We start from the raw sequence: 22,597 nt of genomic DNA on the forward strand, positions 1-22,597 counted from the left end.
AAATGCCAGGCGTCCTTGGCTCCCCAACTGACCCGGAGTTCGAGCGGGCGCTGAACTTCGGGCCCTTCACGCTCGACCCCGCGCGAAAGCGCCTCATGCAAGGCGGTGATGTCGTCCGGCTCGGCAGCCGCGCGCTGGACTTGCTCGTCGCGCTGGTCGAGCGCGCGGGCGATGTGGTGAGTCACGCGGACCTGTTCGCGCAGGTCTGGCCGCGCACCGTGGTGGAGGAATCGAGCCTGCGCGTCCACATGTCGGCACTGCGCAAGGCGCTGGGCGATGGTGTGGACGGCAGGCGATACATCGCAAGCCTGCCGGGTCGGGGCTACAGCTTCGTCATGAACGTCACGCAGACTCAGACCTCCTGCGTGCCTCCTGGGGCGATGACCGTCGCGCCGATGTCGCCCCGGTTGCTACCCACCCGTCTGACAGGCATCGTCGGCCGGGACCAGGAACTGGATGTTCTGTCGGCCAAGCTGGAGAGGTCCCGGCTGGTTACCATCGTGTCGCCCGGCGGTATGGGGAAGACGACCGTCGCGTTGGCCCTCGCCGCAGCCGCCGTACACCGGCATGCCGACGGAGCCTGCTTTGTCGACCTTGCGCCGCTGGACGATGCGTCGCTGGTGCCGCATGCGCTGGCGGCGGCCGCTGGCGTCGCCGCGCCGGAGTCGGATCCATTGCCGCTGCTGGACGAGGCGCTCGCCGCGCGAGACCTGCTCATCGTTTTGGACAACTGCGAGCATCTGGCGGCCGCAGCCGCCGCACTCGCTGAACGCCTGCTGCGCGTTGCCCCTCGGGTCCGCATCCTGGCCACGAGCCGCGAACCGCTCGAGGCCGAGACGGAAACCATCTATCGCTTAGACCCCTTGGCGGTGCCGCCTCTTGAAACAGCATCCAGCGTCGAGGACGCACTCGCCTTCGCTTCGCTGCGTCTCTTCGTTGAGCGTGCCGCTGCGAGCGACAACGACTTCCTGCTGTCGCCCACCAACCTGGCGGCGAGCATCAGAATCTGCCGCCACCTCGACGGCATGCCGCTGGCCATCGAGCTGGCCGCTTCGCGCGTCGGCAATCTCGGCATCCAGGCGCTGGCGGACCGTCTTGACGATGTCTTCAGGCTGCTGCGCAGGGGGCGCCGCACCGCGCTGCCCCGCCATCAGACGCTGCAGGCCCTGCTGGACTGGAGCCACGACCTGATGGAAGCCGACACGCGCGCGGTGCTGCACCGCTTGTCGGTCTTCCGTTCAAGCTTCGACCTGCAGGCAGCGGCTGAGGTGGCCGGCTGCGAGCGCATTCCGAGGCGTCGGGTGATTACCTGTGTGCTCGACCTTGTCTCGCGCTCGCTGGTGGTGCTGGAGCCCGGAGGGGCCGCCCGCTATCGCCTGCTGTTCGTGGCGCGGCTCTATGCCGCGGAGCGGCTCGCCGAGGACGGCGATGTGCAGGCGGTCGCGCGGCGCCATGCGCTAAGCATGCGCGATTTGCTCGCTCGGGCCAACGCAGAGCTGCGGAACCCGGACACTCCGCTCGCGTTGTGGCGCTCTGTGCATGCCGCCGCCATGCCGGACGTGCGCGCAGCTCTGGACTGGACCCACGGTCCCGGCGCCGACCCCGTGCTCGGTGCTGAACTGGTGATCGAGTCCGGGCGGCTGCAATTGGAGATTGGCCTCAATGACGAGTTCCTGCCACGTGCGCTTGCCGGGCTTGCCGCCTTGCGATCGCATGCGGATCCCAATGCGAGTCTGGGACTTCAGCTGCTGACGCTGTTGTGCATGGTCAGCGGTCAGTGCCTGCTCGATCACATCATTCCCGCCGACACGCCAGCCCAGCTAGAAGACCTTGCGTATCGCATCGGTTCGCCTGAACAGCAGCGGATGGCTTTGTTTGCGCTGTGCGTCAACGCTTTCGGCAAGGGCGACTACCCCACTGTTGTGTCGCGTGCGGCACGCTACGCAGCTCTGCCGGTCGATCCACTGGATCCGACCCATGCCGCGGCCACCATGGCGGGATGGCGCTTCGAGGCACTCGGCCGACATTACCTGGGCCAGTACGAGGCCGCGTGGAAAAGCTGCGAGCGAGTCCTGGAACACGCGGGCCCGTGGCGAGCCGGCTCATACACGCAACTGCCGCTGCCAGTGTCGATGGGCACGCTGCAGGCCCGGATTCGGTGGATGCAGGGCTTCGCGGACGAGGCACTCGATCGGGCCCTGGAGCTGCTGCGATTCTGTGAGGCCGCCCACCCGTTCGCGCTAAGCCACACGCTGTCGCTCGCCCTCATGCCCATCCTGCTCTGGCGCGGGGACGACGCACAGGCGCTGTCCTTCCTGGTCCGGCTCGTGGACCACGAACTCACCCATGCCCAAAGCTTCTGGATGGCCTGGCCGCACACCTACTGCAAGGTGCTCGCGCTGCGCGGCCACGACGTCGACGCGCTGCGCGCGCGGCTCGGCAACACGGATCGGGGCAACGACATGCAGACGGACATGCTCTCCACGCTGGCCCCGCAATTCGTCGGGCCGGCCGTGCTGGAGCGTGTGGGGTCCGGCACGGTGGGCTGGTGCGCGCCGGAGGTGCTGCGCGTGGTGGGCGAGCGCGCGAACGACGAGCTGCAGCTGCTGCGCGCGGTGGCGCTGGCGCGCAGCCAGGGCGCGCGTGCGTGGGAATTGCGTGCGGTGACCAGTCTCGCCGCGCAGTGGCAAGACGCGGGCAGGCGCGATCCGGCTCGCGCGTTGCTTCAGGAGGCGTTGGCCGGAATCACCGAAGGTGGCGGGACGGCGGACTTGCGGCGCGCCGCGGCATTGCTATCCGCCTGCGACACCGTCAACTGACCGCCTGCCGTTCGAGCCCCGGGGGCGATGCGGCCAGCACGGCCAGCGTCGCCAGCAGGCTCACGGCCACGACGGCGAACATCACGGACGGCCCTGCTCCACGTAGCGTCGGCACCAGCAGCAGCGGACCCAGCGCTCCACCCAGGCGGTTGATCGCCCACGCGATGGCGCTGGCCGATGCCCGCTGGCCGGTCGGGAACAACTCTGCGCTGTAGACCGTGAGCAGCGGCACATAGAGCGCCACGGAGAGATTGAACAGGCCCATGGCCACGATCAATGCTGCGGTGCCGGTGCTGAAGTTGAAAGCCGTGCCGCAGGCCAGCATGGCGACAACGCATGTTGCCATCGCGAGCCGGCGGTCGAGGCGGTCCATCACCGTGGACGCGACCAAGGTGCCCATCAGCGGGCCCATCGACGAGAGCCCGAAGATCAGCAGCGCCGCATCCAGCTTGAAGCCGCGCTGTGCCAGCACGGCGCCTGTCAGCAGCGGGAAGGCGATGGTCGCCCACGGGCTCAGCAAGAACAGACCCACGACCGCGAGCCAGCGCCATAGCATGGGGATGGCCGGCGCGGTGTTGGCAGCGGAGGGCGCTTCACCTGATGCGGCGGCACCTGGCGAGACCGGCGGCATGGCGAGCACCGCAGCTGAACGTTCGAAGTGTTGCAGAACCGCCTCGGCCTTGGCTGCCCGACCGCGTGCGAGCAACCAGCGCGGTGACTCCGGCAGCGCGAAGAAGGACACTGCGGACAATAGAGCACACGCGCTGCCTACGAAAAATCCCCAGCGCCAGCCTTCGAGTCCCAGCGGCTGTAGCGGCGCAAGCCAGCGCACCATGAAGATGGCAGCGGGCGGGCCTAGTAGCGCCGGCGTCAGGCTTAAGAAGATCAGAGAGGCCCGCCGCTGCGGCGGCAGAAGGTCCGTGAGGTAGGCGATGACGATGGGTGGATAGCCGCCGAGTGCCAGGCCGCCGAGTAGTCGGCACAGCGTGAGCTGCCCGACGCCGTCTGCTATGGCGGCGCCCAGCGAGGCAACGCAGATCCACAGCATGACACCCACCAGTGCCACGCGCCGTCCTTGCCGGTCGGCCCACCACCCCAGCAGGGGGGCGCCGATGACCGCACCAACGAACACAGCAGACAGCAAAAGGCCCAGCTCGACGGGAGGCACCGGCGGCGATTGGGTCGAAAACACGGTGCCCAGCACGCCGCCGAACGCCATCTCGAGCGTGTCGATCATCATGCCCATGCCGCACATCAGCATCGCCATCACATGCAGCTGCGTCACCGGCAGGCGGTCCAGGCGTTCGGCAAGGTCGATGTTCGGCAAGGAGGCCATGTCGTGACGGAGGGAGATCGGGCGGAATGCGTTGTCACGATACCCACTGCGAATGCCGCGACCACCCGACTCGCCCCAGGATTCACGCAAATTCACGCCTCGGTTTCATCGTGGATGCGACCATCGTCGGCGACGACAAATCCATTGCACAGGTGATGCGCGAGACCGAGACCCTCGCCTTCGGGCCCTTTCTCCTGACCGCTGAGCCGCTTGGCTTGCATGTAGGTGCCCGCGCTGTCGCGCTGGATGCGCCGGCCGTTGCGCTGCTGGCAGCCATCGCCGTCACGCCGGCCGGCGCTTCGGTGGCACAGCTGGAGGCGTCCGGCGTGAGCGAGCCGGGAGGCGATGTCGAGCATCTGTGCGTGCAGGTGGGCGACATCAATAACGCGTTGAGCATGTATTCGGATGCCTGGTACGTCGCCTGGTACCCCGATGACGCCGAACCTCGCTTCGCGCTGGTGGACGCGAGCCGTGCAAGCGCGCCGCGCACCGCGCTGCCGGCAAAGCGCTTCGACATCCTAGGTCGGGAGGAGGCGATCGCCCGTGTCGTAGAGCAATTGAAGGCTCGGCGCTTCGTCACCATTCTTGCTGCGGGCGGGATGGGGAAAACGACCGTGGCGCTGGCGACAGCGCACGTCGCGGCGGCTGACTATCCTGATGGGGTTTACGTCGTGGACCTCGCGCCGGTCGTCGATCCGACGCTTCTGGCGCAGCGCGTTGCCTCGACCGTTGGCTGTCTCACCGACTACACCTCCGCGTCCACCGTGCTGCAGCAATGGGCGAACGAGCGCCAGGCGTTGGTTGTGCTGGACAGTTGCGAACATGTGATCGACGCGGCCGCCGAGTTGGCCGAGGCGCTTGGTGGGGCAGGCTCCCGCGTGGCCGTGCTGGCCACCAGCCGCGAGCCCCTGCGTGCTCGCGGCGAATGGCTCTACCGGCTGGCGCCGCTGGCGCTGCCGCAGCCGGGTGAGGCGCGCTCCATTCCGGAGGCGATGGCATTCTCGGCCCTCTGCCTGTTCGTCGAGCGCGCGCGGGCTGTAGCACCGCACTTCATGCTGGCAGACACCGACGTGCCGCAACTCGTCTCCCTGTGCAGCCGGCTGGACGGCATCGCACTGGCCATAGAGATCGTCGCAGCACGGGTCGGATCGATGGGTCTCGCCGGTTTGTCGCAGCAGCTCGAGAGCCTGCTGCTCGACCTCCCGGTGCGGCATCGCCATGTCCCTGCGCGCCACAGTACCTTGGCGGCGCTGCTCGATTGGAGCTATCAACTGCTCTCACCGGTGGAACAGACGGTACTGCGGCGGCTCTCGGTGTTCCGCAGCGGTTTCAGCACGGCGATGGCGGCGCGAGTGGTTGGCGACGATTGGCTCAGCGCAGACGAGGTGCACGATGCGGTGCTGGACCTTGTCGCCAAGTCGCTGATCGCCCCGGGGCGCGGCAACGATCCCGACTTGAGGCGCCTACTCGACACCACGCGCGCCTACGCTGGTCAGAAACTGGACGAGTCCAGTGAGCGCAAGGCCGTGAGCCTGCGCCACGCTCACTGGCTGGCCGGTGTGTTGGCCGAGGCTGACAGTGCCTGGAACCGCATGACGCGGCAGCATTGGACGTCCCGCTACGCATCGCTAATCGATGACATTCGCGCGGCGCTCGACTGGGCCTTCTCGCCGGACGGCGATGTCGCGCTGGGCGTGGAGCTGACGATCGCCGGCTTTGCGATCGGACGCCAGATGTTGTTGGTCGACGAGTTCACCGAACGGGTGCAGCGAGCCATCGATGCCATCGCTGTGGACGTCGCCCATACGGGCGGCTCGCTCGATGCAACGATTGCCGAGGGTCTGCGCAGACGGCTCACGTTCCTTATCGCGTGCCTTGGCATGGGCCGGCGCGTTTCCATCGTGCCGGCGCTGGAGACGGCGGCCACATCGCTAACCGGCGCCGATCAAGCGCTTCAACGGTTCTCCGGCGTCAACGGCATGTGGGCCATGGCAGTCATTCGAGGGGACTTCAAAGACAGTGCCGTCTGGGCCGACAAGCTGGAACAGCTCGCCGAAGGTGTCGATGATCCTATTGCCCGTCTCGTCGCTTCGCGCATTCAAGCCCAGACGCTTCACTTCACGGGTCGGCACACCCAGGCTGCCTGCATGGCGCGTGGTGTGCTGGACGAGGCCTGGCGAACGATCCCCTTGAGCTATAACCCGTCGCCCGTCGAACTGCGGGTGTCGATGCGCGTCGTGCTCGCCCGGACGCTGTGGATGCAGGGCCGCCCCGACAGCGCCGCGGCGATGGCTGAGGAGGCGATCGAACACGCGCGCACCGATTCGCCGCTGGCGCAGTGCCAAGTCATCGTGATGGGCTCGCTTGTCATCGCGTTGTGGAGTGGCCTGATCGAGCCGGCGAGGTTGTTGGCCAGTCAACTGGTCGACCTTGAAAAGTTGCTCGGCTTTTCCCACTGGCTTCGTTGGAGTCGAGGTCTGCGGAGCATGGTGTCGTTGCGTGACGGGGGTGAGGTTCCGCCGTCTGCCGATGCCAATTGGTTCGAGGAGCCTGAGCCGGTGCTAGCGGACCATCTCGCCACACTGGATGACCGCTGGCTTACGCCTCGCTGTATCCAGCGAGTTGAATCGGGCCTAGTTGGCTGGTGCGCAGCCGAAGCCCTGCGCTTACAGGGTGAGCGTGCGTTGCGACAGCGTTCCGCTGATGGACGTGCCAGAGGTGAAGTGTTGCTACGACGTTCACTCGTCCTCGCGCGCGAGCACGAGGCGGCATCGTGGGAACTCCGCACCGCAACGAGTCTCGCGCGCCACTTGCATAGGCACGATAGAAGATCAGAGGCCAGGGCAATCCTGGAACCGGTGTTCGCTCGCTTCGCAGAAGGGTTTGAAACCGCTGACTGGCGGGCGGCGCAGGCATTGATTGAAGATTCCAGTATCTAGCCGCTGCCTACATCGCGTCGCGACTCGGGCCATCGCGCAGCGCACAGATACTGAGTCCAACTTCTGGGGGCGGTTCAATCTCTGAGGGCTGGCGACTCACGTGGAACCGGTGCTAAGGCATCTGCGTCACCATATGGCGTGCAATTGGAGCTCTAGGAGACTGGCGCCACGATGACAATCAGAGTGGGCTCCCCGCACTCCTGCACTGGGGCAGCGCAAACCGGCAGCCGAGGCCTCGTGGGCGCTTGAGCCTTGACACCGGGAGGTGTCACTTGCGCATGTTCGCTAGCTCAAGTCGGGGGCCGTTGTACGGCACTAAATCACCTTCGAAGGCCTTCTGTCGCACGACGTCCAAGGATACCGGCCCATCCGTGAATTGCGTGAAATGATTTGCATGTTCGCTGTTGTTTCCATTTAGTCATGTTTCATTATCGAATTTGCAGATTTAGAGTTCAGAAATGGTTGTTTAACAACATTTCTGAGGATGCTCCATGACACGCTCCCATCTAAAACTCCTGTCCGTCGCTGCCGTTGCAGCACTTGCCCAGCCCGTGACGGCTGAAACCGCGATCGGTGAGCACTTCACCTTCAGTGCCTTTGGCACTTTGGGCGCTGTCCAAACGAACTCGGATGAGGCTCAGTACATCCGCGAGCAGCAGGTCAAGGGCGCTTCGAAGAGCGCGAGTCTGCTGGTCGATTCCAACCTGGGTCTCCAGTTGACAGCCAAGGCCAACGACTGGCTCTCGGCCACCGTTCAGACGCTGACCGCTCAGCGCTTTACCGACAACTTCACGACCCGCTTCGAATGGGCCTACGTGAAGGTCACGCCGGTCGAGAACCTGAACGTCCGCCTCGGCAAGGTCGCGCTTCCCAACTTCCTGGTGTCCGATTCGCGCCGCATCGGCTATGCGAACACGGCGCTGCGCCCATCCAACGAGGTCTACAGCCTTGACCTGCTGAATGGCGGCCTGAAGGGTGCGGATGCCAGCTACGCCGTCAAGCTGGGTGGCGGGACGCTGACGACCAGCGTCCTCTATGGCAAATCTTCAGTAGACGGCCCAGCGCTCAGCCTCAAGTCCAGCAACACCCGAAGCTTCAATCTCGTCTGGGATGGCGACTGGTACACGTTGCGCCTGGGCCAGACCACCGCCGGCCTGGACCTGGCCCCCCTCTTTGGCCCCGGCGTCCGCGACACCTACACCTTCAACGGATTTGGCTTCACGGTCGATCGGTCGCAGGTGGTTCTGCAAGGTGAATACGTTCAGCGGCGTTCGAGCGATTTCCCCGCGTTGATCGGCGCTGATGCGTGGTACCTCCAGGCCGGCTACCGGATGGGGAAGTGGCTCCCGTATGCGTCCTTCGCCCAGGTCAAGGCTAAGGCTGACGGTGTGTCCCGCAGCATCGTCAATCCGCAAAAGACCGTCGCGCTGGGAGCGCGGTGGGACGTGCTGTCGTTCGCCGACCTGAAGTTCCAGCTGGAACGGGTCGACACCCAGAAGACGATCGGCGCCAGCTTCACGCCTCCCGCCAACGGCTTTATCTCCAAGCCCGTGGCCACCTTTAGCGTGGCCATGGACTTCGTTTACTGATTGGGGTGATACGTCATGAACTTGAGCTTCTACCTGCCTCTTGCTTCGTTGCTTATGGCCTGCCAGGCGGCATGCGCGGACATCGCCGTGGTGGCGCATCCGGGTGCCGCGGCGCTGACCAAGGAGCAGATCACCGACATCTACCTGGGCAAGAGCCAGGCGGCCCAGCCGATCGATCTGCCGGAAGCCTCGCCGGTGCGGGCGACCTTCTACGAGAAGGCAACCGGCAAGGATCCGTCACAGGTCAAGGCCACCTGGGCCCGGTTGGCATTCACCGGCAAGGGCCAGCCGCCGAAGGAGGCGCCTGACGCCGCGGCCGTGAAGAAAGAGGTTGCAGCCAATCCGAAGGCGATCGGCTACATCGACAAGAGTGCCGTCGATGCCAGCGTCAAGGTGCTGCTGGTTCTTCCTTGAGACCCCATGCGGCGGAATGAATGACGTGAATCACGTGTAGAGACAGGGAAGCGCAATCATGAAACTCCGGCAACGTATCTGGATGCTGCCGATATTGGCGGCGATGGTCTTCATGATCGGCATTGCCATCACCTACGCGTTAGGCGCGCGCACTTCCGCCGCACTGGAAGGCCTGAGAACGGTTGCCTACCCAGCCAAGGAGTCAGTCAGCCGCCTGACGCAGGCCGTCGAAGACTTCCGTGCGGCCGTTCAGGCCGCCGCAACGGAGGGAGATGCGGACAAGGTGCGCGAGGCGCAGGCCCAGTCGGTCCGGGCTCAAAAGGAACTTGAGGTTCTGCTCGGCTTGTCGTTCCAGAAGGAACGCGCCGTCAAGCTGCGGGACGTGCTGGGAAGCTATCTTCCTGCAGCGATGCAGGCCGCCAACGCCATGGCCGGCAAAGGCGAGGCCGGCGACAGCATGCAGCGCATGACGCTGGGCAAGACGCAGTGGGACCAGCAGATCGAGGAGTTGAGGAAAGTCGCTGAAGAAGCGGTGGAGCAGGCCCAGAGCAACGTCAGTACCGGTGTGGGGCGCAGTCAGATCGTCGTCATCGGGATTGGCGCTGTCATTCTGGTCAGCCTCGGTATTGGAGCGAAGTTGATCGTGAGCTCCGTTTGGCGCGATTTGGGTGAAGAGCCTGATGCGCTGCGCCGCATTGCCGACGCCATCGCCGCTGGCGACCTCAGCGTGGACGGGCGGCTGACGGGTAATGAGACGTCCCTGCATGCTGCGCTGTTGAGGATGGCCGTACAACTGCGCGGTACGGTCCGTGGCATCCGCTCGGCGGCAGAGGCGGTTGCGCAGGCGTCGGCTGAGATTGCGGCGGGCAGCCAGGACCTGAGCGATCGCACGGAGCGCATGTCGGCGAATCTCGAGCAAACCGCGCATTCGATGAAGGAAATGTCCTCGACCGTGCGGTTGACCGCCGCCAGCGCAGAGCAGGCGACCGACCTCGCCCGTCAAGCCAGCGACTCCGCACTGCGAGGTGAATCCATCGTCAGTGGTGTGGTCGGCAACATGACCGAAATCACCCAGGCCTCGGGGCGCATCGGGGAAATCATCGGCGTAATCGATGGCATTGCCTTCCAGACCAACATCCTGGCCTTGAATGCGGCCGTCGAGGCTGCCCGTGCCGGCGAGCAGGGCCGCGGCTTCGCTGTCGTCGCCGGCGAAGTTCGTTCGCTGGCGCAACGCAGCGCACAGGCCGCTCGCGAGATCAAGCAGTTGATCTCGATGTCCAGTGAGAAGGTCACTGAAGGCGATCGACGCGTGCGCGAGGCCGGCCAGGCCATGCAGGACATCCTTTCAGGGGTGCGGCATGTCGCGGGCATCATCGGAGAGATCTCGACGTCCGCAGCAGAGCAGGCCCGCGGCATCGACAAGGTCAGCGGTGCGATATCCGAACTCGACAGCGTCACGCAGCAGAACGCAGCGCTGGTTGAGGAATCGGCGGCAGCTGCCGTGGGCCTCAGGCAGGCCGCACTGGAGCAGGCCCAAACCGTCGAAGCCTTCAACCTGGGGCGAAGCGCCTGATCTGCGGGGCAGCCGAGGTCACCCCCGGTCTGAATCGATCTCGGCAAAGGTGGCGGCGGCATAGCGCTCACCCGCGATGCCAGCCATCAGGCCTTCCAGCCGGACCTGCACGTCGGGGTCGAGCGTGACGCAACGGGCAGACCAGTTGTCTCGCAGATGCGGCGGCTGCGTGGTCCCCGGAATGGCCAGCACATGATGTCCGCGGTTCAGCAGCCATGCCAGGGCCAGCTGGGCGAGGCTGCAGCCCAGCTCGCTCGCCACTTCTTTCAGGCGCTGCAGGATGAGCCGGTTGGATGCCCAAGCTTCGGGTTGGAAGCGGGGCATGCTGCGGCGCAGGTCGCCGGCGTCAAGCGACTCAGGGTCCTGGACGCGCCCCGCCAGGAATCCGCGTCCCAGCGGGCTAAAGGCCACGAAGGCCACGCCCAGATCGGCACAGGCGGCGAGCGCTCCACGCTCCGAATCGCGGCTCCACAACGAATACTCCGACTGCAACGCAGCGATTGGATGCACGGCATGCGCGCGTCGCAGCGTCACGCCGGAAACCTCCGACAGGCCGATCATGCGTACCTTGCCCTGCTCGACGAGCCGGGCGAGCGCGCCGACAGAATCCTCGATGGGCAAGCGCTTGTCCCAGCGGTGCAGGTAGTACAGGTCGATCACGTCGGTGCCCAGGCGGCGCAGGCTCTCCTCGCAATCGCGCTGCAGCGATTCGGGCCTGCCGTCGATGACGCGCTGCAAGGTGCCGCCCGGCCCGATCGGCTGTCCGGTCATGCCACCCTTGCTGCACAGAACGACACGGTCGCGGTGGGGCCGCAGCACGCGGCCCACCAGGCGCTCATTGGCGCCGAATCCGTACAGTGCCGCCGTGTCGAACCAGGTCATGCCCAGCTCGACCGCCTCGTGCAGCAAAGCCTCGGCCCGTGCCTCCTCGGGCGGTCGCCCATAGGCATGGCTGAGGTTCATGCACCCGAGGCCGACGGCCTCGACCAGCAGGTCGCCGAGGCGGCGGCTGTTCATGCCAGCAGCTGCTGTTCCAGCTGGTGCAGCACCTGGTAGCAGGGCAGCACCTGCGCAACGCTGGCGTTGGGCTCGCGACCTTCACGGATGGCGGCGACGAACTCGAGGTCCTGCAGCTCGATGCCGTTCATCGACACGTCCACGCCCGACACATCGATCTTCTCGTCCTTGCCGGTGAAGAGATCGTCGTAGCGCGCGATGTAGGTGCCCGCGTCGCCGATGTAGCGGAAGAAGGTACCCAGCGGCCCGTCGTTGTTGAAGGACAGGCTCAGCGTGCAGATGGCCCCGTTGGCGGCCTGCAGCTGGATGCTCATGTCCATCGCGATGCCCAGCGTCGGATGGATAGGCCCCTGCAGCGCGTTGGCCTTCACGATGGGACTGCCGCACTGATAGGCGAACAGGTCGACGGTGTGCGCGGCGTGATGCCACAGCAGGTGGTCGGTCCAGCTGCGCGGCTGGCCCAGCGCATTCATGTTCGTGCGGCGGAAAAAGTAGGTCTGCACGTCCATCTGCTGGATGTGGAACTCGCCCGCGACGATGCGCCGTTTCACCCACTGATGGCTGGGATTGAAGCGCCGCGTATGGCCGCACATTGCGACCCGTCCGCTCTCGCGCTGCGCCCTCACCACGGCCTCGCCGTCGCGCAGCACGTCGCACAGCGGGATCTCGACCTGCACATGCTTACCCGCCTGCAGGCAGGCCAGGGCCTGTGACGCGTGCATCTGCGTGGGGGTGCACAGGATGACGGCGTCCACGTCGTCGCGGGCGAGGGCGTCATCCAGCTCGGTGCCGACGTGGCCGATGCCGTAGCGGGCGGCGACTTCGCGCGTCTTGTCGAGGTCGCGGCTGATCAGCGATGTCAGCTGCACGCCGTCGATCTGCTTCAGCGCGTCCAGGTGCTTGATGCCGAAGGCCCCGGCCCCGGCCAGGGCGATGCGGATGGGTGTGTTCATGGGTTTTCGAGGATCAGATGGCCGACGGCGGTGTTGGACGCCGGCACGTGATAGAAACGTTGGGCCACATGAGGTACAGGGCCCCCGGCCACGTCGGCCATGGCGCCACGCGCGATCAGCCACATGACGAGCTCGATGCCCTCGCTCCCGGCCTCGCGCACGTAGTCGATGTGCGGCAGCTGGGCCAGCGCGGCGGGTTCGTGGATCAGCTGGTCGAGGAAGCGGTTGTCCCACTCGCGGTTGATCAGGCCGGCGCGCGGCCCCTGCAGCTGGTGGCTCATGCCGCCGGTGCCCCAGATCTGCACGTCCAGGTCGGCGTCGAAGGACTCCACAGCGCGCCGGATTGCCTGGCCGAGCTGGAAGCAGCGCCGCCCCGAGGGGGCCGGGTACTGCACCACGTTCACCGCGAACGGGATGACCTTCACCGGCCAGGCATCGCGCATCGGGTGGCGCTCCCCGAACATCAGCGACAGCGGCACTGTCAGGCCGTGGTCGACCGGCATCCTGTTGACGATGGTGAGGTCGAAGTCGTCCTGGATGACCGACTGCGCGACATGCCACGCCAGTTCCGGATGCCCCTGCACGCGCGGCACCGGGCGTGGACCGAAGCCCTCATCGGCGATCTCGTAGTCCGCCGCCGTGCCGATGGCGAACGTGGGAATCAGCTCCAGGCTGAAAGCGCTCGCGTGGTCGTTGTAGACCAGGAAGACCACGTCGGGCCTGCGCTCGGCGATCCATTGCTTGCCGAACTCGTAGCCCTGGAAGACGGGCAGCCAGTAGGGCTCTTGGGCCTTGCCCAGGTCCAGCGCGGCGCCGATGGCGGGCACGTGGGAGGTGTAGACGGAGGCGGTGATCCGTGCCATGGCTCAGGACTTGTTGCGGCCGCCGGCGCCCTGCGGCTGGCGGTGGGGTTGGGCGTCGCCGTCTTCGCCGAGGCGGCGGTTGCCCTCGGGCGAACGTCCGCCGGCGATCATCATGTCGCGGTACTCCTGCTCGGTCATGCCGGTCATGCTGCCGGCCATCTGCTGGAAGCTCTTGCCGTCGGAGGAGCCGATCTTGGCGAGAAAGTAGATGTTGCCGCCGAGGCGTATGCATTCATTCAGGTCGCGCGACAGCACGGCGGCCTTCTGTGGCTCCGTCATGGGCCATTCGTCGAGGTACGCGCGTTCGTCGGCCTTGAAGCGCGCGCGGTTGTCGGCCTTCATCAGCGACATGCAGAACTGGTTGAGCCAATAGCCTTTGCGTGACATGTCGGCGTCGAAGATGGTGGTGCCGGGGATGTCGAGATAGGGCTTGTGAAGGGCCATCAGGACTGCTCCTCGGGCCAGTACAGCCGCATGGGGTTGTCAACGAGCAGGCGGCTCTGCAGGTCGGACGTCACGGCGATGTGCGCAATAAAGTCCACCAGCGCGCCATCATCGGGCATGTGCCCCTTGAGGTTGGGATGGGGCCAGTCCGTGCCCCACAGCACGCGATCGGGGAAGCGTTCGACCACCCGGCGGGCGAACGGCACCACGTCGCGGTAGGCGGCCGTCTCGCCGTTCAGGGCCGCCGGGCCGGTGACGGACAGGCGCTCCGGGCAGCTGACCTTGCTCCACACATGGGGATGCTCTTCCATGAACTTCAGGAACAGGCTGAATTCCGGGCCGTCCGGCGGCTGGCTCACGTCCGGGCGGCCCATATGGTCCACGACGATCGGCGTCGGCAGCGCGGTGAAGAAGTTCCACAATTCGGGCAGGTCGACCGCCTCGAAGTAGATGACCACATGCCAGCCTAGCGGCCGGATGCGGTGCGCGATCTCCAGCAGCTCGTCCTTGGGCGTGAAGTCGACCAGGCGCTTGACGAAGTTGAAGCGCACCCCCCGCACGCCGGCCGCGTGCAGGTCATGCAGCTCGGCATCGGTGATGCCTCGCCTGACGGTGGCCACGCCCCGGGCCCGGCCCTGGCTGGCGCGGCAGGCGTCCACCATCGCGCGATTGTCGGCTCCGTGGCAGGTGGCCTGCACGATGACGTTGCGCGCGAAGCCGAGGTGATCGCGCAGCGCGAAGAGCTGATGCTTGCCGGCGTCGCAGGGCGTGTACTTGCGCTCCCGCGCGAAGGGGAACTCGGCGCCCGGACCGAACACATGGCAGTGCGCATCCACGCTGCCGGCCGGCAGCACGAAGCGCGGGCGCGACGGGGCGGGGTGCCAGTCCAGCCAGCCGGGGGTTTTCTGGACGTGCATGGTTCAGCCTTCCAGCGGCAGGCCGGCGTACTGCTCGGCCAGCGCGGCCTGCGCCCGGGGCGAGGACTGCAAATAGGTCAGCTCATGCTCCTGCGCGCGGCGGTCGAACTCCGTCGAGGCCGGGTAGCTGTGCAGCAGGTTGGTCAGATACCACGACGTCCGCACGCTGCTCCAGACTCGCCGAAGCGCGGTGTCGCTATAGCCGCGCAGCAGCTCGTCGCGGCCATCGCGGTAGTGCGCCGCCAGCGCGCGCGACAAGTAGTGCACGTCCGACACCGCGAGGTTCAGCCCCTTGGCCCCGGTGGGCGGCACGATGTGGGCGGCGTCACCCGCGAGGAAGAGCCGGCCGTGCGACATGGGCTCGGCGACGAAGCTGCGCAACGGCGCGATGGACTTCTCGATGGACGGCCCCTCTTCGATCTGCGCAGCCAGCTCGGCCGGGAAGCGCGCCTTGAACTCGGGCCAGAAGCGCTCGTCCGGCCAGTCCTCCACGCGGTCGCTCAACGGCACCTGGATGTAGAAGCGGCCGAGCTGATCGCTGCGGCGCGAGGCCAGCGCGAAGCCGCGCGGGTGGTAGGCATAAGTCACGTCCTCCAGCGGCCGCACGCGGGCCATGATGCCCAGCCAGCCGAAGGGGTAGACCTTCTCGTACTCGCGCAGCACGCCGGCCGGCATGGCCTTGCGCGATGGGCCATGGAAGCCGTCGCAGCCGGCGATGTAGTCGCAATCGAGCCGTCGGCGCTGGCCGTCGAGCGTGAAATCGACGCGGGGGCTTGCGCCGTCGATGTCGTGCAGCGTTAGGTCGGCTGCGCCGTGCAGCACGGCCTGGCCGCGTGCATCGGCCGCGGCGAAGAGGTCTTCCTGGATCTGCGTCTGCCCGTAGGTCATGAACGGCCGGCCCAGCAGCCGGCCGGCGTCGACGTAGAAGCTGTCGCGCCCGGCCCAGGCGATACGCATGCCATCGTGCGGATGACCGTCGCGGTCCATGCGTCCGGCCAGGCCGGCAGCGCGGAGCACGTCCACGCTGGTGCTCTCCAGCACGCCGGCGCGGATGCGAGACAGCACGTAGGCACGCGTCTGGCGCTCCAGCACGACGCTCCGGATGCCCTGCAGATGCAGCAGTTGCGACAGCAGCAGGCCCGCGGGGCCTGCGCCGATGATGGCTACCTGGGTTTTCATGATGGGGTGGGCACGCGTCTGATGGGGGTCATGTTTGTCTCCTCGCCGCTTCAAGAGGGCGCTGTTCCTTAGTCGATGTAGCGCAGGCCGGCCTGCGCCAGGGGTTCGCGCATCTGGTACATGTCCAGACCGAGCACGCCGGCGGCGAGGCGCTCGCGCTTGTCGGCTTCCAGGGCCTCGCGGCGGGCTGCGGCATTCAGCGTCCGAGGCGCCGCGGCGCGGGGCACGCAGACGATGCCGTCGTCGTCGGCGACGATCACGTCGCCTGGGTGGACGAGGGCGCCCGCGCACACCACGGGGATGTTGACGGAGCCCAGCGTCGCCTTGATCGTGCCCTTGCTGCTGATGGCGCGGCTCCAGACTGGAAAGCCCATCTCGGTGAGCGTCTTCACGTCGCGCACGCCGGCGTCGATGACGAGGGCGCGTGCGCCGCGCGCCTGGAAGGACGTGGCCAGCAGGTCGCCGAAGTAGCCGTCAGTGCATTCCGCCGTGATGGCGGCCACGACGATGTCGCCCGGTCGGATCTGCTCGGCCGCGACATGCATCATCCAGTTGTCACCCGGGTGCAGCAGCACGGTGACGGCGGTGCCGCTGACCTGGGCGCCGGCATAGATGGGGCGCATATAGGGCTTGAGCAGACCGACGCGGCCCATGGCCTCGTGGACGGTGGCGCTGCCGTGGCGCGCCAGGCCCTCGGCCACGGCGGTGTCCGTGCGTGTGATGTTGCGGTAGACCACTCCGAGTTCGTACATGTCACAGCCCCTTGCGCCGGAGGTGGGCGTCGAGCCGGCCGAACACGCGCCGGGCATTGCCCTCGAAGATCTGGTGACGCTCCTCGTCCGTGAGGTCGGCGGCCTCGATGTAGCGCCTGGTGTCGTCGTAGTAGTGGCCTGTGGTGGGGTCGACGCCCCGCACCGCGCCGATCATCTCGGAGGCGAACAGCACGTTTTTCACCGGAATCACCTCGGTCAGCAGGTCGATGCCGGGTTGGTGATAGACGCAGGTGTCAAAGAAGATGTTGTTCAGCAGATGCTCATCCAGTAGCGGCTTCTTCAGCTCCTGCGCGAGGCCCCGGAAGCGACCCCAGTGGTAGGGCACCGCGCCACCGCCGTGCGGTATCAGGAACCTCAGCGTCGGAAAGTCCTTGAACAGGTCGCCGGTCAGGCATTGCATGAAGGCCGTGGTGTCGGCATTCAGGTAGTGGGCACCCGTCGTGTGGAAGCACGCATTGCAACTGGTGCTGACGTGGATCATGGCCGGGATGGCGTGCTCCACCATCGTTTCGTAGAGCGGGTACCAGTGCCGGTCGGTTAGCGGCGGGCTGGTCCAGTGCCCGCCGGACGGGTCCGGGTTGAGGTTGATGCCCACGAAGCCGTAGTCGCGCACGCAGCGCTCCAGCTCGGTGAGGCAGCTGATCGGGTCCACACCTGGCGACTGCGGCAGCATGGCGGCGCCGATGAAGTGCTCGGGGAAGAGCTGGCTGACGCGGAAGCACAGCTCGTTGCACAGAGCCGCCCAGGTTGAGCTGACCTCGAAGTCGCCGATGTGGTGGGCCATGAAGCTGGCCCGGGGGCTGAAGATCGTCAGATCGCTGCCGCGCTCCCGCATCCTCCGAAGCTGGTTGGTCTCGATGGATTCGCGCAGCTCGTCGTCGCTGATGCGCAGCTCGGAGGCGCGAGGCATCGGCGTGCCGTCCTTGAGTGCGGCGATCTGCCGGTCTCGCCAGAGACCCAGCGCCGCGGGCGCCGTGGTGTAGTGACCGTGGACGTCAATGATCATGAAGGCTCCGTCATGCCGTGGCGGCGTTTGGTGAAGGCAGCGTCCGGGCTGCAGAGGTGGTCCAGCAGTGCCTGTGCGCCGGGGCCGGCGGCCTGGCCCAGGGCAGCGCCGAAGCGGCTCGTGAAGGCCGGTTCGGCGGGCAGGTCGCCGAGCAGCGTGATGCCCGGCTGGCCCAGCAGCTCGCTGCGCTGCTGCAGGCCCAGGCTGACCTCACCGCGTGCCAGCAGCGCCGCGACCGGCACGCCGGGCGCTGCCTGTACCAGCCGCGGGCGCAGCGCGTCCAGCAGGCCCCAGCGCTGGAACAAGGCCAGCAGCGCCGTGCCGCTCGGCCCCGTCGAGTAGCCGATGGCCGTGGCGTCGAGCACGGCCGCACGGAAGTCGTCGGCGCTGGCCAGCACGGGCGCCCGTGCGCCGGCCGGTACAGCGGCGGCCACCGCCGAGTCGGCGAATGCGCGTACCGGGCCGACCCAGCCTTCGCGCGCCAACGCCTGCAGCGCATCGTCGGCCAGCACCACCACGTCGAAGCGCTCGCCGTTGCGCAGCCGCCGGACCACGTCCACGCCGCCGGCCGCATGCATCGCCACGGCCCGGCCGCTGGCCTGCGCATGAGCCTGGGCCAGTTCGGCGACGAGCGTGCGCGTGGCCATCGAGGAAATGCCGTTCAGCGTTTGCATGCGGTGCATTCTGCGAAGCCGACTCCCATCGAGATAGTTCTGGCTCGGCCTAGCTGCTATGCAGAAACTGATGAGTCGCACCGGGTGGCAACGTACAGTCCGACCGGTCCGTCGCCCCTTGGCCTGCTCCCGCGCATGAACCTGTCCCAGATCGAAGCCTTCGTCCACGTGGCCGAACATGGCAGCTTCAGTAAGGCGGCGCTGGTGCTGGGCGTGGCCCAGCCTTTGCTGAGCCGCCAGGTGCGGGCGCTGGAGGTGGACCTGCGCGAGACGCTGCTGGAGCGACACGGCCGCGGCGTGCGCCTGACGGAGGCCGGACGCCGCTTGCTGGAGCATGGGCAGGACATCCTGCAACTCGTTCAACACGCCCGCGAGGACTTGCGGGCCCAGCGCGATGAACCGGCTGGCAGCATCACTCTGGCCGTGCCGCCCACGCAAGCCCGGCTGCTGACGCTGCCGCTGATCCAGGCCTTTCAGGCGCGCTGGCCCGCGGCACGGCTGGCAATCATGGAAGGCTTTTCGACGACGCTGACCGAGTGGCTGCTGACGGGCCGCTGCGACCTCGCGCTGGTCTACAACCCCGAGCCGCTGCCGGCGCTGGAGATCGTGCCGCTGCGTCGCGAGGCCCTGTGTCTGTACAGCGCCGTGGCGCAGGCGCCCACAGGCCCGCTGACGCTGCAACGCCTGGCCCAGCTGCCGCTGGTAATGCCGCAGCGCGGCCAGCTCTTTCGCAGCCGACTGGAGTCGGCGGCGGCGATGGCGGGCATGCAGCTGGATGTGCGCTGGGAGGTGTCCAGCGTGCCCGCCCTGCTTGACTTGGTGGCGGCCGGCGTCGGCCACGCGGCGCTGGGCGAGGACGCGCTGCACAGCTACGAGCGCAGGGAGCGCCTGGCCGTGAGCCGCTTCGACACCGAAGACCTGCATTGCACGCTGTGCCTGGTCACTCCGGCCAACCGGCGGCCCACGCCGCTGCAGCGCGGGCTGGCTTCGCTGCTGTTGGAGCATTTCAGGATGCCGCGCGACGGCGCGGTGCAGGCCCCGACGACGGCTTGACGCCAGGCCGCGCCGCTGTCGCCTCGTCGCGCCTCGCGGCGGCGCGGTCGGGCGCCACGTCAGTCCTCGAAGATGGCGACGGCGCGCGTCCAGCCGGCCGAGGCGCCGCGGATCTTTTGTGGGAAGCAGCTCACCGTGAACCCGTGCGGCGGCAGGGCTTCGAGGTTGTGCAGCTTCTCCAGATGGCAGTAGCCGATGTCGCGGCCGGCCTTGTGGCCCTCCCAGATCAGCGACTTGTCGCCTGTCTCGGCGATCTTGCGGGCGGTGTAGCTGAAGGGCGCGTCCCAGCTCCAGGCATCGGTGCCCGTGAGGCGCACGCCGCGTTCGAGCAGGTACATCGTGGCCTCGTAGCCCATCCCGCAGCCGGCGTTCACAAAGTCGCGCTGGCCGTAGCGGGCGCCGGCGCGGGTGTTGACCATGACGATATCCAGCGGCTGCAGCGTGTGGCCGATGCGGCGCAGCTCGGCCTCGACCTCGGCGGCGGTGACGACATGGCCGTCGGGCAGGTGGCGGAAGTCCAGCTTGACGCCGGGCTGGAAGCACCATTCCAGCGGCACCTCGTCGATGGTGATCGACGGGCGGGCCTCGCCGAGCTTGGCGTCCTGCGTGGAGTGGAAGTGATAGGGCGCATCCAGGTGCGTGCCGTTGTGCGTCGTCAGCGTGACCCACTCGGCGGCGGCGGCCTCGCCGTCGGGATAGTCGCTGGCCTGCGTGCCCGGCAGCAGGCTCATGAACTCCTGCACCGTGTCGGTGTGCTTCTGGTAGGTGATGCGCGGTGCCAGCGGCGGCGGGTCCGACAGCACGTCGTTCTCGAGGTAGATGGACAGGTCGACGAAGCGGCGCTTGGGCTTTGCTGTGGTCATGGCGGTCTCCGGGTCAGGGCTGTCGGGCAGCGACGACCTGCTGGTCGATGCGGCCGAAGGGGCCGGGCCGGCCGTCGTCGAAGTGAGCCTGCATGGACACGCGGTCGCCGAAGCGCATGAAGGGCGTGCGGGCCTGGCCCGTGTCGATGATCTCGATGACGCGCCGCTCGGCGAGGCAGGCCGAGCCGGCGGCACGCGACACGTTGGACACCGTGCCGGAGCCGACGATGGTGCCGGCCGACAGGCGGCGCGTGCGCGCGGCATGGGCGACGAGCTGGCCGAAGTCGAAGTTCATCTCGCGGCCATGCGGCTCGCCGAAACGTTGGCCGTTGAGCTGCACGTGCAGCGCCAGGTGCACGCGGCCTGCCTGCCAGGCGTCGCCCAGCTCGTCGGGCGTGACGGCCACGGGTGCGAAGCTCGTCGACGGTTTGGCCTGCAGGAAGCCGAAGCCGGTGGCCATCTCGTGGGGACCGAGCGCGCGCAAGCTCCAGTCGTTGATCTGCACGACGAGGCGCACGGCGGCCAGCGCCTCGGCCGGCGTGGCGCCCAGAGGCACGCGGTCGACGACGACGCCGAACTCGCCCTCGAAGTCGATGCCGTCGGCTTCGCTGGGCAGCGGCACGTCGTCGCATGGACCGAGGAAATCGTCGCTGGCGCCCTGATACATGACCGGCACGGTGTCGAACTTGGGAATGGGCGGGGTGTTGAAGGCGGTCTCCATCAGGCGACCGTGGTTCAAGAAGGCCGAGGCGTCCAGCCACTGCGGGCTGCGCGGCAGCGGGGCCATGCAGTGGCATGGGTCGAAGGCGAAGCTGTCGGCGGCCGTGCCCGCGTTGAGGCTGTCGTAGAGGGCCTGCAGCTGCAGCCGCTCCTGCTCCCAATGCGACAGCACACTTATGAGGTGAGGCCGCGTCGCGCCGGCAGCGACGGCGCGGGAGAGGTCGCGGGAAACGACGACGAGACGGCCATCCGGCGTGCCGTCGCAGAGCGTGGCGAGTTTCATGGGTGGGTTCCGTTTTCCAAGCTCAGGGAAGCGCCGCTGTCCTGCGGACGAAGCAGCGCGAGGAAGCAGGCGATGGACACGGCCGCGATGAGGGCCGCCGCAATCGCCAGCGGTGTGTAGCCCCCCGCCTTCACGAGAGTGCCGCCGAGGATGGGGCCGATCGCCGCGCCGATCATGGTCATGGCCGGCGTGGCCGCGACGGCGCGGCCGCTCGGGTCGAGCCGGGCGATCGCGCCGAAGGCGAAGGTGTGGCTGAAGATCATCACGCAGGGCAGCAGGATCACGGCCGCGGCAAACGGCAGGAAGCCCGTGCTCTGCGTGATGACCAGCGCGATCAGCACCTGAGTGGCCGGCCCGGCAAGCAGCACCTGCTGCGGCGCCAGCCGGCGCTGCAGCAGCGCCGCCAGCGGCGCTGGCAGCAGGGTCACGAAGCCGAGCACGATGAGCATGGACGCGACAGCCCCGGGGCCGAAGCGTTCGTTGCCGATGCGCTCGACGAAGCTGAACAGCATCGCCTGCACCAGCGCCAAGCAGGCCACGCCGGCCATTGCGCGCCATGCCGTGGGCCGCAGCGGCGTGGCTGGCGCGCCGCTGCGGCTGCCGGCCGGCGCCCGGACACTGGGAAAGGCCAGTGCGGCCAGCAGGGCCGCCACCGCCATCACGCCGGCGAACACGTGGAACATGGCGGCGCCGCCAGCGGCCGACACCAGCGCCGGCAGGCCGCCGAGCATCGGGATGGCGAAGACACCCAGGGCCAGGCCGGCCATGGCGAACAGTCGGTGCGGGTTGGCGCTGCGGCCGATGCTGCCGTGCGTGAAGGACAGGCCGCAGCCGGCGGCCAGGCCGGCCATGGCGTGCAGCGCCGCCATGAGCTCGAAGCCGTCCACCAGCGTCACGCCGAAGAAGGCAAGCGCCGCCACGCCATACGCCAGCGCCGCCATGGGCCGGGCGGCCACGCGGTGGAACCGCGGCGCGAAGAAGAGGCTGGCCACCACGGCGCCAGCCAGGAAGCAGGTGACCAGTGCCCCGGCCTGCTGGGGGTCGAAGCGATAGGCCGACATCAGCGTGCCGACCCAGACGGGCAGGGTGACGAGGTCGATCATGCCGGCGCAGTGCGCTGCCATCAGCACGGCCCGTCCGGCGGCGCTCTCTGTCTTGCTCATGGGGTCTCCTGGTGGGCCG

The 22,597-nt window shown here is 67.5% G+C and carries 19 protein-coding genes; 6 read left to right on the top strand and 13 right to left on the bottom strand.

Annotation, left to right across the window (positions count from 1 at the left end):
* Positions 1 to 2 precede the first annotated feature (2 nt).
* A complete protein-coding gene (locus LXT13_RS19395) occupies positions 3 to 2,819 on the top strand; it encodes an ATP-binding protein (RefSeq protein WP_233373617.1) in 2,817 nt (938 codons plus the stop codon).
* On the opposite strand, the gene LXT13_RS19400 is transcribed toward LXT13_RS19395, so the two are convergent.
* Complete coding sequence (locus LXT13_RS19400) at positions 2,812 to 4,155, bottom strand: MFS transporter (protein ID WP_233373618.1); 1,344 nt, start codon at positions 4,153 to 4,155, stop codon at positions 2,812 to 2,814. The two genes, LXT13_RS19395 and LXT13_RS19400, sit on opposite strands and share 8 nt — an antisense overlap.
* Positions 4,156 to 4,265: 110 nt before the next feature.
* Here LXT13_RS19400 and LXT13_RS19405 point away from each other — a divergent pair, with 110 nt between their 5' ends.
* The 4 genes from LXT13_RS19405 (at position 4,266) to LXT13_RS19420 (ending at position 10,670) form a co-directional block, all read left to right on the top strand.
* A complete protein-coding gene (locus tag LXT13_RS19405; RefSeq protein WP_233373619.1) occupies positions 4,266 to 7,094 on the top strand; it encodes an ATP-binding protein in 2,829 nt (942 codons plus the stop codon).
* Between the two features lie 491 nt (positions 7,095 to 7,585).
* Positions 7,586 to 8,683: a porin gene (locus tag LXT13_RS19410; RefSeq protein WP_233373620.1), complete on the top strand. Its 1,098-nt coding sequence runs from the start codon at positions 7,586 to 7,588 to the stop codon at positions 8,681 to 8,683.
* Positions 8,684 to 8,704: 21 nt separating this feature from the next.
* Positions 8,705 to 9,097 carry a type 2 periplasmic-binding domain-containing protein gene (locus LXT13_RS19415; RefSeq protein ID WP_233373621.1) on the top strand — a complete coding sequence of 131 codons (393 nt, stop codon included), beginning with the start codon at positions 8,705 to 8,707 and terminating at the stop codon, positions 9,095 to 9,097.
* Positions 9,098 to 9,155: 58 nt separating this feature from the next.
* Positions 9,156 to 10,670 carry a methyl-accepting chemotaxis protein gene (locus LXT13_RS19420; RefSeq protein ID WP_233373622.1) on the top strand — a complete coding sequence of 505 codons (1,515 nt, stop codon included), beginning with the start codon at positions 9,156 to 9,158 and terminating at the stop codon, positions 10,668 to 10,670.
* Positions 10,671 to 10,688: 18 nt separating this feature from the next.
* On the opposite strand, the gene LXT13_RS19425 is transcribed toward LXT13_RS19420, so the two are convergent.
* From LXT13_RS19425 to LXT13_RS19465, 9 genes are all read right to left on the bottom strand, one after another.
* Complete coding sequence (locus LXT13_RS19425) at positions 10,689 to 11,687, bottom strand: aldo/keto reductase (RefSeq protein WP_233373623.1); 999 nt, start codon at positions 11,685 to 11,687, stop codon at positions 10,689 to 10,691.
* Entirely contained in the window at positions 11,684 to 12,640 is a 957-nt protein-coding gene (locus LXT13_RS19430) for a Gfo/Idh/MocA family oxidoreductase (RefSeq protein ID WP_233373624.1), read from the bottom strand. The genes LXT13_RS19425 and LXT13_RS19430 overlap by 4 nt, the downstream gene beginning before the upstream one ends.
* Positions 12,637 to 13,503 (bottom strand): class III extradiol dioxygenase subunit beta, encoded by an 867-nt coding sequence (locus LXT13_RS19435; RefSeq protein ID WP_233373625.1) that lies wholly within the window; start codon positions 13,501 to 13,503, stop codon positions 12,637 to 12,639. Before LXT13_RS19435 ends, LXT13_RS19430 begins: the two co-directional genes overlap by 4 nt.
* A gap of 3 nt (positions 13,504 to 13,506) precedes the next feature.
* On the bottom strand, positions 13,507 to 13,947 hold the full coding sequence (gene ligA, locus LXT13_RS19440; RefSeq protein ID WP_233373626.1) for a protocatechuate 4,5-dioxygenase subunit alpha: 441 nt from the start codon (positions 13,945 to 13,947) through the stop codon (positions 13,507 to 13,509).
* The gene (locus tag LXT13_RS19445; protein WP_233373627.1) at positions 13,947 to 14,864 is read right to left on the bottom strand and encodes an amidohydrolase family protein; all 918 of its coding nucleotides are present in this window, start codon (positions 14,862 to 14,864) and stop codon (positions 13,947 to 13,949) included. The genes ligA and LXT13_RS19445 overlap by 1 nt, the downstream gene beginning before the upstream one ends.
* 3 nt (positions 14,865 to 14,867) lie before the next feature.
* Positions 14,868 to 16,043: a 4-hydroxybenzoate 3-monooxygenase gene (pobA, locus tag LXT13_RS19450; protein ID WP_233373628.1), complete on the bottom strand. Its 1,176-nt coding sequence runs from the start codon at positions 16,041 to 16,043 to the stop codon at positions 14,868 to 14,870.
* A gap of 68 nt (positions 16,044 to 16,111) precedes the next feature.
* Complete coding sequence (gene ligK / locus LXT13_RS19455) at positions 16,112 to 16,795, bottom strand: 4-carboxy-4-hydroxy-2-oxoadipate aldolase/oxaloacetate decarboxylase (RefSeq protein WP_233373629.1); 684 nt, start codon at positions 16,793 to 16,795, stop codon at positions 16,112 to 16,114.
* Between the two features lies 1 nt (position 16,796).
* Positions 16,797 to 17,822 (bottom strand): amidohydrolase family protein, encoded by a 1,026-nt coding sequence (locus LXT13_RS19460; RefSeq protein WP_233373630.1) that lies wholly within the window; start codon positions 17,820 to 17,822, stop codon positions 16,797 to 16,799.
* Positions 17,819 to 18,496, bottom strand: a complete 678-nt coding sequence (locus tag LXT13_RS19465) for a substrate-binding domain-containing protein (RefSeq protein ID WP_233373631.1) — start codon at positions 18,494 to 18,496, stop codon at positions 17,819 to 17,821. Before LXT13_RS19465 ends, LXT13_RS19460 begins: the two co-directional genes overlap by 4 nt.
* A 135-nt stretch (positions 18,497 to 18,631) precedes the next feature.
* Between LXT13_RS19465 and LXT13_RS19470 the strand changes: the two genes are divergently transcribed.
* On the top strand, positions 18,632 to 19,549 hold the full coding sequence (locus LXT13_RS19470; RefSeq protein ID WP_233373632.1) for a LysR family transcriptional regulator: 918 nt from the start codon (positions 18,632 to 18,634) through the stop codon (positions 19,547 to 19,549).
* A 59-nt stretch (positions 19,550 to 19,608) separates the two neighbouring features.
* Here the strand turns inward: LXT13_RS19470 and LXT13_RS19475 are convergent, their stop codons facing one another.
* From LXT13_RS19475 to LXT13_RS19485, 3 genes are read right to left on the bottom strand one after another with little or no spacing between them, the layout of a single operon-like run.
* The gene (locus tag LXT13_RS19475; RefSeq protein WP_233373633.1) at positions 19,609 to 20,412 is read right to left on the bottom strand and encodes a cyclase family protein; all 804 of its coding nucleotides are present in this window, start codon (positions 20,410 to 20,412) and stop codon (positions 19,609 to 19,611) included.
* Positions 20,413 to 20,425: 13 nt separating this feature from the next.
* On the bottom strand, positions 20,426 to 21,415 hold the full coding sequence (locus LXT13_RS19480) for a fumarylacetoacetate hydrolase family protein (protein ID WP_233373634.1): 990 nt from the start codon (positions 21,413 to 21,415) through the stop codon (positions 20,426 to 20,428).
* The gene (locus LXT13_RS19485; RefSeq protein WP_233373635.1) at positions 21,412 to 22,578 is read right to left on the bottom strand and encodes an MFS transporter; all 1,167 of its coding nucleotides are present in this window, start codon (positions 22,576 to 22,578) and stop codon (positions 21,412 to 21,414) included. The genes LXT13_RS19480 and LXT13_RS19485 overlap by 4 nt, the downstream gene beginning before the upstream one ends.
* Positions 22,579 to 22,597: the final 19 nt, after the last annotated feature.

It is taken from the genome of Pelomonas cellulosilytica (assembly GCF_021353265.1).
In the GTDB taxonomy this organism is placed as follows: domain Bacteria; phylum Pseudomonadota; class Gammaproteobacteria; order Burkholderiales; family Burkholderiaceae_C; genus Pelomonas; species Pelomonas cellulosilytica.